This is a genomic window from Amycolatopsis sp. PS_44_ISF1 (genome assembly GCF_032335455.1).
In the GTDB taxonomy this organism is placed as follows: Bacteria; Actinomycetota; Actinomycetes; order Mycobacteriales; family Pseudonocardiaceae; genus Amycolatopsis.
Genome location: NZ_JANUXO010000016.1, coordinates 1 through 11,828 on the forward strand (window position 1 = coordinate 1; position 11,828 = coordinate 11,828).

The following is an 11,828-nucleotide window of genomic DNA, read 5'->3' on the forward strand; positions in this document are numbered from 1 at the left end:
CCGGGGAAGCCGCGTTCACCGCCGACGCCATCACGGTCTCGCCGTATCTCGGCTTCGGCGCGCTGGAGCCCGCGGTGACCGCCGCGCGCGAGGCGGGCAACGGGTTGTTCGTGCTCGCCCGCACTTCGAACCCGGAGGCGCACGCGCTGCAGAACGCGAAGCTCCCGGACGGCCGCACGGTGGCCCAGAGCGTCGTCGACGCCGCGGCGGAGCACAACGAGGGGGCGGAGCCCTACGGCGATGTCGGCGTCGTCGTCGGCGCCACCGTCGCCGCGGGCGAACTGGACCTGTCCCGGTTGAACGGACCCGTGCTGGCGCCCGGTTTCGGGGCCCAGGGCGCGACCGCGGGGGACTTGCGGGCACTGTTCGGGCCCGGACGTCCCGGATTGCTGCCCGCCTCCTCCCGTGACCTGCTGCGCCACGGCCCGGATGCCGCCGCGCTGCGCCGAGCGGTAGGCCAAGTGGCGGACCGGCTGGCCGGGGGCAGGGAAAACGGCCAATAGCAGGCCCCGGAATCGCCCTCCACCAGCCACCCCCGCATTGTGGCGCCTGCTCCAGGGTGGGTACCGTCGCGTCACCCACCCAGATTTGAGAACTACCGGAGGAAAACGTGGCACTTCCCCAGCTGACAGAGGAACAGCGTGCTGCGGCGCTGGAGAAGGCCGCCGCCGCCCGCCGCATCCGGGCTGAGCTGAAGGAGCGGCTGAAGCGGGGCGGTACCACTCTGGTCGACGTGCTGAAGCAGGCCGAGGAGAACGAGGTCCTCGGCAAGATGAAGGTTTCGGCCCTGCTCGAGGCGCTCCCCGGCGTCGGCAAGGTCCGGGCCCAGCAGACGATGGAACGACTGGAGATCGCACCCAGCCGCAGGCTCCGCGGGCTCGGCGACCGGCAGCGCAAGGCGCTGCTGGCCGAGTTCAGCGGAGAGTGAGCGGCGTCGGTCAGGACTCCCCGGTGCTCCGGGGCGCCGGCCGCGATGGTGAGCCGGTGGCGGGGGAGACCTCCCGTCACCGGCTCACCGTCGTCTCGGGGCCTTCCGGGGTCGGGAAGTCGAGCGTGGTGGGGGAGCTGCGCCAGCTCGAGCCGGATCTCTACTTCAGCGTCTCGGTCACCACCCGCGAGCCGCGCCCCGGCGAGGTCGACGGCCGCCACTACCACTTCGTCGGCCAGGACGAGTTCGACGAGCTGGTCGCCCGGGGGCCGCACCGGCATCCGCCTGATCGCCACCGGCATCGAGACCGGCCCGCAGCTGGAGGCCGCGCAGGGTCTGGGCGTCCGGATCGCGCAGGGCGACCTCCTGTCCCCCGCCGCCGTGCACCGGTGCGCCCCGGCCGCCGGCGCTGGGCTGCCGGACGAGCGCCGCGCCCCCGCCTCCCCGCGGGCCCCCCGCGTCGGCGACTTCCTCCGCCCCGCCACCACCGTGGCCCGGGAGGCGACCTGCGACGACGTCCGCGCGGTCCTGGCCGCCGCCGACGCCCCCGGCGGCGTGGTCGGGGTGGACCCCGAGAACCGTCCACAGTGGTCAGTGGACCGGACCCGCTTCCTGGTCGCGGTGACCGGCCCCTACGGCCACGCCCTGCACGCCCGCCGCCCGGCCGAACGCCTGGCCGACCGGCCCCGCACCATGGAAGCGGGCGCCGGCGCCCTGGAGTTCCTGGAGCTGGTCACCGACGCCGACTGGGGCCGCACCGGCGACGACGTCGTGGTGGTGGACGCCGAAGGCCGCTGCCTAGGCGTGGTGCTGGTGACCGAGGTGGTGCGCGGCGTCGCGGAGCTGAAGGTCGAAGAAGCCGTCACCCTGAGCCCCCTGACCCGCCTCCCCGGCAGCGAAACCGTCGCCCGGGACGTGGAACGCCGCATCGCCGCCGGCGAACCCTTCGTCGCCGCCTGGCTGGACGTCGACTCCTTCAAGGCGGTGAACGACAACGCCGGCTTCGCCGCGGGCGACGACCTGATCCGGGAGCTGGGCGCGACCCTTTCGACCCTGTCCGGCCGCCTCCGCCGAATGCGCGTCGGCCACGTGGGCGGCGACGACTTCCTGATCGTCTGCGACGTGGACGAAATAGCCACGGTGGCCGCGGCCCTGCTGGACACCACCTGGTCGGCCGAGGGCCTGCCCGTCACCGTGTCGCTGGCCGCCCTGGTGTGCGGCCGCGGTTCCCTGGCCTCCTACCGGGAGGCTTCCCGCCTGCTGGTCCCGTTGAAGAAGCGCGCGAAAGCGGTCTCCGGCTCGAGCTGGGTCCTGAGCCGCCCCGGCACCGACCGGGTCGAAGTCCTCAAAGGAGTGACCCCGGGCGTGGCGGCCGGCCGCTCGGCGTGAACACCGGCCCGAGCCGAAACCGGACCACGGACGACGGCCCGGCGCGAAGGCGGCTTTCCCGCCTCGGCACCGAGCCGCCGTCGGAGGTCACACCGCGCTCCAGGAGGGCGTCACCGCTGCGGCCACCTCAGTAGGCAGCACTCACCCGCACCGCCGAAGCGGCCACGAAACCGTTGGCCCACAACGACTCCACCCGGGAAGCCTCAGCCGCGCTGGGCTTGGCGTTCGTGCAGGAGGTTCCCGGCCCGTGCCCCGACATCAGCTCCGAGCAGGGCCCGCTGTAGTCGTCCGGCAGCCCGAGGTTGTGCCCCAGTTCGTGCGCCGCGATCCGGGTGGGGTCGAACCCCTCCGCCACCTGGCTGGTGTCCAGGTAGATGTCCCCGTTCCCGTGCCCGTCGGTGTTGGTGTAAGACCCGCCGCTGTCGGTCTCGTGGAACACCACGGTCGCGTTCCCGTCCCCCTCGACCAGCTTCACGTCGTCCACGGCGGCGTTCCAGTTGGCCGCGCCCTGGTCGATCTGGGCCGTGTAGTCGGGCGCCCCACTGGAGTCGTAGTACACCGTGGTCGCCTCGGCCGCCGAAGCACCGGGCGCCGTCACCAGCCCGATGCCCAGCGGCGCCGAGACCGCCAGGGCCACCGCCGCGATCCGCCCGAACCCGCGTACCTTCATCGTGTCTCCTTCGCCGGGGAAGTCCCATTTGGCCACCGGAAACCGGCAACCACGGTCCGGGAGAACACGTTAGGAGTTCACCGAACCGCCGGCCACGTCCGAAAGTAGGGGACCGCGCACCTCCGGTGGCCGCCGCACCGGACCCCGGTCAGCAAGCCGGATCCGGTGCGGCCCAACGACCATCCACAATAGACAGTGGCAGCTCAGTCGAACCGGGCGTCCGGACCGGTCATCGGCGGGACGAGCCCGGAAAGCGGAAATTCTCGCACGAGCGCTTCAGTGTCCACAGTGGACTATTGGCGAAGGTCGACGCCGGGCCGATCACCGCCACAACCGGCGTCGTTCCCGAAAGCGCAGGAGTATAGGCCGTTATACACCAGTCGGCCAGGAAAAGGGCCGTCCCGCACCGAAGTGCGGGACGGCCCTGGGTCCGGCTCGGCTCAGACCGTGAACCCGAGGGCGCGCAACTGCTCGCGGCCGTCGTCGGTGATCTTCTCCGGGCCCCACGGCGGCATCCAGACCCAGTTGATCCGGAAGTCGCTGACCAGGCCGCCGGAGGTCAGCGCCGCCGCGGTCTGGTCCTCGATCACGTCGGTCAGCGGGCAGGCCGCGGACGTCAGCGTCATGTCCAGGGTGACCGACTTGTCGGCCTCCACGTGGATGTCGTAGACCAGGCCGAGGTCGACGACGTTGATGCCCAGCTCGGGGTCGACCACGTCGCGCATGGCCTCTTCGATGTCTTCGATCCTCGCCACGTCGGCCGGGACCGAGCCAGTCTGCTCCGGCAGGTCGGCGGCCGTGCGGCCCTCGCGGTGCTCCGGGGCCTCAGTGGTCCCGGTCGCGGTCTGGGTCTCTTCGCTCATGCCTTCTCAGCTCCTGTGGTGGTGCGGGCCACGGCGTCCTTGAACGCCATCCAGCCGAGCAGTGCGCACTTGACGCGGGCCGGGTACTTGGCGACGCCCGCGAAGGCGATCCCGTCCTCCAGCACGTCCTCGTCCGGCTCGACCTTGCCCTTGCCCTGCATCAGTTCCACGAAGGCGTCCATGGTGGTGAACGCCTCCGCCACGGTGTGCCCCACGACGAGGTCGGTCATGACCGAAGTCGAAGCCTGGCTGATCGAACAGCCCTGCCCGTCGTAGGAGACGTCGGCGACCTTCCCGCCGTCCACCTTCACCCGCAGCGTGACCTCGTCCCCGCAGGTCGGGTTGACCTGGAACGACTCCGCGTCGAACGGGTCGCGCAGGCCCCGCCCGTGCGGGTTCTTGTAGTGGTCCAGGATGATCTCCTGGTACATGCTCTCCAGGTTCACCGGGCCACTCCGAAGAACTTCTGCGCCTCGCGGATCCCGTCGACGAGGGCGTCCACTTCGGACAGTGTGTTGTAGAGGTAGAACGTCGCCCGCACGGTGGCCGGCACCCCGCAGGCCCGGTGCAGCGGCCACGCGCAGTGGTGGCCGACGCGCACGGCGATGCCCAGGCTGTCGAGCACCTGGCCGGCGTCGTGCGGGTGCACCCCGTCGATCACGAACGAAACCGTGCCGCCGCGGTCCGCGAGGTCGGTCGGCCCGACGACGGTGACACCGTCGATCGCGCCGATCCCGGCCAGGGCCCGCTCGGTGAGCCGGTGCTCGTGGGCCGCGACGCGGTCCATGCCGATCGCCGACAGGTAGTCCACCGCCGCGCCGAGCCCGATGGCCTGCGAGGTCATCGGCACCCCGGCCTCGAACTTCTGCGGCGGCGGCGCGAACGTGGTCCGCTCCATCCGCACCAGCTCGATCATCGACCCGCCGGTGAGGAACGGCGGCATCGCTTCGAGCAGTTCGGTGCGGCCGTAGAGCACGCCGATGCCGGACGGGCCCAGCATCTTGTGCCCGGACCACACGGCGAAGTCGACGCCCAGCGCGCGGAGGTCGACCGCGCCCTGGCCGTAGAGCCCGTGCGGGACCGACTGGCAGGCGTCGAGCAGGGTCAGCGCGCCGACCTGCCTGGCCTTGGCCACCAGCCGCTCGACCGGGTTGATCGTGCCCAGCACGTTGGACTGGTGCGCGAACGCCACCAGCTTCGTGCGCGGGGTGATCAGCTCGTCGATGGCGGACAGGTCGAGCCGGCCCTCGGCGGTCACCTCGAACCACTTCAACGTCGCCCCGGTGCGCTGGCACAACTGCTGCCAGGGCACGAGGTTCGCGTGGTGCTCCATCTCGGTGATGACGATCTCGTCACCGGGGCCGACGGCGAACCGCTCCGCGCCGGGACCGGCGGTGGCCGCGTTGCTCATCGCGTACGCCACCAGGTTGATGCCCTCGGTGGCGTTCTTGGTGAACACCAGCTCCTCCGGCGAGGTGCCGGTGAACTCCGCGATCCGGGCCCGGGCGGACTCGTAGGCGTCGGTCGCCTCCTCGGCGAGCTGGTGCGCCCCGCGGTGCACGGCGGCGTTCGAGGTCTCCAGGAACCGCCGCTCGGCGTCGAGGACCGGCGCCGGCCGCTGCGAGGTCGCGCCGGAGTCCAGGTACACCAGGGGTTTCCCGTCCCGCACGGTGCGGGACAGGATGGGGAAGTCGGCGCGCAGCGCCGCCACGTCAAGGGGGACAGAGTTGGTCGGGCTGTTCGAAGCCGTGGTGGTCATCACGCCAACTCCTCTCTCGGTGTAGTCGGGAACTCCGGCGGGCGGGGAAGGTCAGACGGCGGCGGGCTCGTTCTTGCCGGCGTACTTGACGTAACCGTTGGCCTCCAGCTCGTCGGCCAGCTCCTTGCCCCCCGATTCGACGATCCGGCCGCCGGCGAACACGTGCACGAAGTCCGGCGTGATGTGCCGCAGGATCCGGGTGTAGTGCGTGATCAGCATGACGCCGACCTCGGCCGAAGCCTTGTACGCGTTGACCCCTTCGGAGACCACGCGCAGCGCGTCCACGTCGAGACCCGAGTCGGTCTCGTCGAGGATGGCGAACTTCGGCTTGAGCAGCGAGAGCTGGAGGATCTCGTGGCGCTTCTTCTCGCCGCCGGAGAAGCCCTCGTTCACGCTGCGCTCGGCGAACTCCGAGGAGATCTCGAGCTTGTTCATCTCCTCCTTGACCTCCTTGACCCAGTGGCGCAGCTTGGGGGCCTCGCCCCGGACCGCGGTGACCGCGGTGCGGAGGAAGTTGGACATCGAGACCCCGGGCACCTCGACCGGGTACTGCATGGCCAGGAACAGCCCGGCGCGGGCGCGCTCGTCCACGCTCATCTCGAGCACGTTCTCACCGTCGAGCAGCACCTGGCCCGAGGTCACCTGGTACTTCGGGTGGCCGGCGACGGCGTAGGACAGGGTGGACTTGCCGGAGCCGTTCGGGCCCATGATCGCGTGGGTCTCGCCCGACCGGATGGTCAGGTCGACGCCCTTGAGGATCTCCTTGGCGCCTTCTTCGGTGTTCACCGAGGCGTGCAGGTCCTTGATTTCCAGGGTAGCCATTCTACGTTTTCCTCGAGTTCTGGTGTGGACGGCGTCAGACGCCAACGGCTTCGAGCTCGGCCTCGATCGCCGCCTCGAGGCGCTCGCGCACCTCGGGGACCTCGATCTTGACCAGGATCTCGTGGAAGAACCCGCGCACGACCAAGCGGCGCGCGGCGTCCTCGGCGATCCCCCGCGACTGCAGGTAGAACAACTGCTCGTCGTCGAACCTTCCCGTCGCGCTCGCGTGGCCGGCGCCTTCGATCTCGCCGGTCTCGATCTCCAGGTTCGGCACCGAGTCCGCGCGCGCGCCCGGCGTCAGCACCAGGTTGCGGTTGAGCTCGTAAGTGTCGGTGGCCTCGGCGGCCGCCCGGATCAGCACGTCCCCGATCCACACGCTGTGGGCTCCGTCGCCCTGCAGCGCGCCCTTGTACATCACGCGTGATCGGCAGTGGGGCACCGCGTGGTCCACGAACAGCCGGTGCTCCTGGTGCTGGCCGGCGTCGGAGAAGTAGACGCCCAGCATCTCCACGTCGCCGCCGCGCTCGGCGAAGGACGCGGTCGGCGAGATCCGGACCAGGTCGCCGCCCAGGGTGATCACGGTGTGCTTGAGCGTGGCGTCGCGGCCGAGTTCGAGGTGCTGCTCGGACACGTGCACCGCGTCGTCGGCCCAGTCCTGGACGCTGACCACGGTCAGCTTGGCCGAGTCGCCGACCAGGAACTCCACGTTGTCCGCGTAGGTGCCGGAGCCGACGTGGTCGAGCACGATCACGGCCTGCGCGAACGCCTCGACCCGGACCTGCAGGTGCCCGTAGGCGAGCTTGCCCTCGCCGGGCCCGTGGACGCGCAGCACCGAAGGCTTCGAGGCGGTGGTCTCCTTCGGCACCGTGACCACGGTGGCCTGGGGGAAGGAGGAGTAGGCCTGCGCCGCGATCCGGTCGCTCGGCACCCCCGCCCGGCCCAGCCGCGGGTCTTCCCGGCCGACGGTCTCGACGGTCAGCTCGGGGGCGGCGTCGGCGTCCAGCGTGATCTCGCCGGAGGCGGCCGCGCTGCCGTCGTGCAGGCCGCGCAGCCGCTTCATCGGCGTGAAGCGCCAGTTCTCCTCACGACCTCCGGGAACCTCGAAGGCCTCGACGTCGTAGGAGGTGAAGCGCTCCGCGCGGGAAGTGGCCGGAACCACCGCTCCTTCACGGAGAGCTTCGGAAACGTTGTTCTCGGTAACCGACATGACTAGCCGACGGACCCTTCCATCTGGAGCTCGATCAGGCGGTTCAGCTCGAGCGCGTACTCCATCGGCAGCTCGCGCGCGATCGGCTCGACGAACCCGCGCACGATCATCGCCATCGCCTCGGCCTCGTCGAGTCCGCGCGACATCAGGTAGAACAGCTGCTCTTCGCTGACCTTGGACACCGTGGCCTCGTGGCCCATGGACACCTCGTCGTTGCGGATGTCCACGTACGGGTAGGTGTCCGAGCGCGAGATGGTGTCCACCAGCAGGGCGTCGCAGACCACGCTGGAGCGCGAGTGGTGCGCCCGCTTGGCCACCCGCACCAGGCCCCGGTAGGAGGTCCGGCCGCCGCCGCGCGCCACCGACTTCGACACGATGGTCGAGGAGGTGTGCGGCGCGAGGTGCTCCATCTTGGCGCCCGCGTCCTGGTGCTGGCCCTCGCCCGCGAACGCGACCGAAAGCACCTCGCCCTTGGCGTGCTCGCCCATCAGGAAGACCGACGGGTACTTCATGGTCACCTTGGAGCCGATGTTGCCGTCGATCCACTCCATGGTCGCGCCCTCTTCGCACTTGGCGCGCTTCGTGACCAGGTTGTAGACGTTGTTCGACCAGTTCTGGATCGTCGTGTAGCGGCAGCGGCCGCCCTTCTTCACGATGATCTCGACGACCGCGGAGTGCAGCGAGTCGGACTGGTAGATCGGCGCGGTGCAGCCCTCGACGTAGTGCACGTAGGCGTCTTCGTCGACGATGATCAGCGTGCGCTCGAACTGGCCCATGTTCTCGGTGTTGATCCGGAAGTAGGCCTGCAGCGGGATGTCCACCTTGACGCCCTTGGGCACGTAGATGAACGAGCCGCCGGACCACACCGCCGTGTTCAGCGCGGAGAACTTGTTGTCCCCGGCCGGGATCACCGAGCCGAAGTACTCCTCGAACAGCTCCGGGTGCGTCTTGAGCGCGGTGTCGGTGTCCAGGAACAGGACGCCCTGGGCCTCCAGGTCCTCGCGGATGGAGTGGTAGACCACCTCGGACTCGTACTGCGCGGCGACGCCGGCCACGAGGCGCTGCTTCTCCGCCTCGGGGATGCCGAGCTTGTCGTAGGTGTTCTTGATGTCCTCGGGCAGGTCTTCCCAGCTGGTCGCCTGCTTCTCGCTGGACCGCACGAAGTACTTGATGTTCTCGAAGTCGATCCCGGAGAGGTCGGCGCCCCAGTTGGGCATCGGCTTCAGCTCGAAGAGCTTGAGCGCCTTCAAGCGGGCGTCGCGCATCCACTCCGGCTCGGACTTCTTCGCGGAGATGTCGCTGACGACGTCCTCGTTCAGCCCGCGGCGGGCGCTGGCGCCCGCTTCGTCGGAGTCGGCCCAGCCGAACGCGTACTTGCCAAGGGACTCGATGGTCTCTTCCTGGCTCAGGGGCGCGGTGGTGGGAGTGCGCTGCTCGGCAGCGGCAGTCATGCGGGTTTCCCTCCATTCGGGATCCGTGCTGTGCGCCCGTCGGACACCGGCGTTTCCGCCGCCGCGTCCGGGGGCCTGGTGCTGTCCGGCTCGGGATGGGCCGGGATACCCGTCGCGGTGACGGGTACGTGTGTGGTGCACGCGTTGTCGCCGCGTGCGATCGTCGCCAGCCGCTGCACGTGGGTGCCGAGCAGCCGGGCGAACGCCTCGGTCTCGGCCTCGCACAGCTGCGGGAACTCCGCGGCCACGTGCGCGACCGGGCAGTGGTGCTGGCAGAGCTGGACTCCGACGTGGTGGCCGAGACCGCCCGGGGTCCCGACCCGGCGGGTCGACGCAGCGTAGCCCTCCCTGGTCAGGGCGGTCGCCAGGGCCTCGGCCCGGATCACCGGGTCGCCCGGGCCGGTGATGGCCGGCCGGTGCGGACCGACCAGGGCCTCGACCCGGCGCTCGGCGAAGGCGCGCACGGCGTCGGGCCCCGCGTGCTCGGCGAGGAAGCGGATGGCCGAGACGGCGAGGTCGTCGTAGGCGTGCCCGAACCGGGCCCGGCCCGATTCGGTGAGCAGGAAGAACCTGGCCGGCCGGCCGCGCCCGCGCGGTTCGCGGCGGGAGGCTTCGCGGGTCTCCGCCTCGCCGTCGGCCACCAGCGCGTCCAGGTGCCGGCGGATCGCCGTGAGGCTGATCCCGAGCTGCTCCGCGACGACGGCCGCGGTCATCGGGCCCTGCTCCAGCAGCAGCCGCGCCACTTCGTGCCGGGTCCGGCCCTCGGCCGCGTTCACGGCGTTGACCGGCACGGGAACGCCGACGGACCCGGCCCGCGGCGCAACGCCGCCCGCCTGGTCCGGGGTCCCGTTCTTTTTCACAACACAAGTGTGTCTTATTTCCCCGCCCGGGGCAAAGGCGGGGTCTGCGTCAGTGACCCGCATCACCGGTGCGGGCGACTCGATACCCTTCCTGGCGTGGCAGTCGGCGAACAACCCGTGCAACGGGACCCGGAAGCGGGCGTAGCGGGCGGCACGGCGACGGCCGTGGCGCCTCCCTCACCCGTCCGCCCGCACGAGTCGCAGCCCCTGGACCAGGCCGAACACCGCGGGCTGGACGTGGTCCGCCGGTTCGGCACGGTCGGCTCGCTGTTCCTCGCGCTGGGCTCGCTCGGCGCCGGCGCCGCCCCGGTGATCAACCCGGTGCAGAACCTCCCGGTGCTGCGGCTGTTCACCCGGATCCCCTCGGTCTCGCTGGCCATCGCCTTCTCCGGCATGGGCATCCTGGTGCTCAGCTGGCTGATGCTCGGCCGCTTCGCCCGCCCGGCCAGCGCGCGGCTGGCCACCCAGGGCCAGCTCGCCCGCACCATCGCCATGTGGGTGGCGCCGCTGCTGGCCATCCCGCCGCTGTTCTCCCGCGACGTCTACAGCTACCTGGCGCAGAGCGAGATCGTGCACCGCGGCATGGACCCGTACCAGCTGGGCCCGGCGCCGGCGCTCGGCATCGCCGACCCGCTCACCGCGGGGGTGTCGAACATGTGGCGCGACACCCCGGCGCCGTACGGCCCGCTGCTGCTGCGCCTGGGCGGCTGGCTCGCGCCGGTCGGCGGCAACGACATCGTGGTCGGCGTGCTGCTGCAGCGCGCGCTGGCGCTGGTGGGCGTGGTGCTGATCGTGTGGGCGGTGCCGCGGCTGGCCCGGCGGTTCGGCGTGCAGCCGGTCACCGCGCTGTGGCTCGGCGCGGCGAACCCGCTGCTGATCTTCCACTTCGTCGCCGGCGCCCACAACGATTCGCTGGCCATCGGGCTGATGGTGGCCGGGCTGGAGGTCGGCATCCGCCGGCTGCCGGTGCGGGTCAAGGGCGACAGCCCGCCGCCGCTGGCCCGCGGGGAGCTGCTGTTCATCGCGCTCGGCGTCACGATCATCACCCTCGGCGCCTCGATCAAGGTGCCGGCGCTGCTGGCCCTGCCGTTCTTCGCGGTAATGGTGGCGCGCCGCTGGCACGGGCGGCTGAAGGACCTGGTGTGGGCGGGCGCGCCGATGGCGCTGCTGTTCGGCGTGGTGCTGGTCGCGGTCTGCTACGGCACGGGACTGGGCTTCGGCTGGGTCGGCACCACCCTGGCCACGCCGGGGCTGGTGCGCTCCTGGATCTCCCCCACCGCCGAGCTGGCGAACCTGGCCGGGGTGCTCGGCATCGCGCTCGGCCTGGGCAACCACACCAACGCGCTGGTGCCGATCGTCGGCGTGCTCGGCTACCTGGTCACCGCGGCGGTCACCGTCAAGTTCCTCTGGGCCAGCTTCAAGTGGCGCTACCGGCCGATCATCGGCCTCGGCGTGGGCCTGGGCGCGGCGATGATGCTGCAGATCAGCCTCCAGCCCTGGTACGTGCTGTGGGCGGTGATCCCGCTGGCCGCGGCGGCCGGCACCTCACGGTTCCGCACCGCCGCGACGGTGATCAGCGCCGGGCTGCCGTTCCTGCTGCCCCCCACCGGGAGCGCGTTCGACGGGCACGCCTACATCCTGCCGTGGGCCTACGGCGCGGCGGCGCTGGTGACCCTCGGCGGACTCGCCGTGGTGTACCGGGTCTCGCCGCTCCTGCTGTCCAGGACGTCCCCGGAACCGAAGGCCGTGGCCGACGTCGTATCGTGAGGCGTTGTGAACAACCCCGCCGTCGAGCTCACCGGCTTGGTGAAAAGCTACGGCTCAACCACCGCCGTCGACGGTCTCGACCTGCGGATGGAGCGCGGCTGCCTGCTGGCCC

The 11,828-nt window shown here is 71.1% G+C and carries 11 protein-coding genes and 3 pseudogenes; 6 read left to right on the forward strand and 8 right to left on the reverse strand.

Features of this window, described 5'->3' with window-relative positions; all coding sequences use genetic code 11:
* The 4 genes and pseudogenes from pyrF to NYF13_RS36595 all read left to right on the forward strand — a co-directional run.
* The coding region (gene pyrF / locus NYF13_RS36580) for an orotidine-5'-phosphate decarboxylase (protein WP_315662608.1) at window positions 1-503 on the forward strand (503 nt) is incomplete at its 5' end.
* 107 nt (window positions 504-610) lie between these two features.
* Window positions 611-928: an integration host factor, actinobacterial type gene (gene mihF / locus NYF13_RS36585; protein WP_003096398.1), complete on the forward strand. Its 318-nt coding sequence runs from the start codon at window positions 611-613 to the stop codon at window positions 926-928.
* Window positions 925-1,197, forward strand: a pseudogene (locus NYF13_RS36590) (guanylate kinase); the annotation flags it as partial. The gene mihF and the pseudogene NYF13_RS36590, both read left to right, overlap by 4 nt.
* A 1-nt stretch (window position 1,198) precedes the next feature.
* Window positions 1,199-2,317 (forward strand): annotated as a pseudogene (locus NYF13_RS36595) (diguanylate cyclase domain-containing protein); the annotation flags it as partial.
* Window positions 2,318-2,444: 127 nt separating this feature from the next.
* Here the strand turns inward: NYF13_RS36595 and NYF13_RS36600 are convergent.
* The 8 genes from NYF13_RS36600 to NYF13_RS36635 all read right to left on the reverse strand — a co-directional run bounded on the left by NYF13_RS36600 (window position 2,445) and on the right by NYF13_RS36635 (window position 9,949).
* Window positions 2,445-2,987, reverse strand: a complete 543-nt coding sequence (locus NYF13_RS36600) for a snapalysin family zinc-dependent metalloprotease (protein WP_315659789.1) — start codon at window positions 2,985-2,987, stop codon at window positions 2,445-2,447.
* Between the two features lie 440 nt (window positions 2,988-3,427).
* Entirely contained in the window at window positions 3,428-3,850 is a 423-nt protein-coding gene (locus tag NYF13_RS36605) for a metal-sulfur cluster assembly factor (RefSeq protein WP_315659790.1), read from the reverse strand.
* Window positions 3,847-4,296 carry a Fe-S cluster assembly sulfur transfer protein SufU gene (gene sufU, locus NYF13_RS36610; protein WP_315659791.1) on the reverse strand — a complete coding sequence of 150 codons (450 nt, stop codon included), beginning with the start codon at window positions 4,294-4,296 and terminating at the stop codon, window positions 3,847-3,849. Before sufU ends, NYF13_RS36605 begins: the two co-directional genes overlap by 4 nt.
* Window positions 4,293-5,609, reverse strand: a complete 1,317-nt coding sequence (locus NYF13_RS36615) for a cysteine desulfurase (protein ID WP_315659792.1) — start codon at window positions 5,607-5,609, stop codon at window positions 4,293-4,295. The genes sufU and NYF13_RS36615 overlap by 4 nt, the downstream gene beginning before the upstream one ends.
* A gap of 51 nt (window positions 5,610-5,660) precedes the next feature.
* Window positions 5,661-6,431 (reverse strand): Fe-S cluster assembly ATPase SufC, encoded by a 771-nt coding sequence (gene sufC, locus NYF13_RS36620; RefSeq protein ID WP_315659793.1) that lies wholly within the window; start codon window positions 6,429-6,431, stop codon window positions 5,661-5,663.
* A gap of 34 nt (window positions 6,432-6,465) precedes the next feature.
* On the reverse strand, window positions 6,466-7,638 hold the full coding sequence (gene sufD / locus NYF13_RS36625; RefSeq protein ID WP_315659794.1) for a Fe-S cluster assembly protein SufD: 1,173 nt from the start codon (window positions 7,636-7,638) through the stop codon (window positions 6,466-6,468).
* A 2-nt stretch (window positions 7,639-7,640) separates the two neighbouring features.
* Entirely contained in the window at window positions 7,641-9,089 is a 1,449-nt protein-coding gene (gene sufB, locus NYF13_RS36630; protein WP_315659795.1) for a Fe-S cluster assembly protein SufB, read from the reverse strand.
* A complete protein-coding gene (locus NYF13_RS36635) occupies window positions 9,086-9,949 on the reverse strand; it encodes a metalloregulator ArsR/SmtB family transcription factor (RefSeq protein WP_315659797.1) in 864 nt (287 codons plus the stop codon). Before NYF13_RS36635 ends, sufB begins: the two co-directional genes overlap by 4 nt.
* Window positions 9,950-10,114: 165 nt before the next feature.
* Between NYF13_RS36635 and mptB the strand changes: the two genes are divergently transcribed.
* Both mptB and NYF13_RS36645 read left to right on the forward strand, forming a co-directional pair.
* Window positions 10,115-11,716 carry a polyprenol phosphomannose-dependent alpha 1,6 mannosyltransferase MptB gene (gene mptB, locus NYF13_RS36640; protein ID WP_315660403.1) on the forward strand — a complete coding sequence of 534 codons (1,602 nt, stop codon included), beginning with the start codon at window positions 10,115-10,117 and terminating at the stop codon, window positions 11,714-11,716.
* Between the two features lie 6 nt (window positions 11,717-11,722).
* A pseudogene (locus NYF13_RS36645) lies at window positions 11,723-11,828 on the forward strand (ABC transporter ATP-binding protein); the annotation flags it as partial.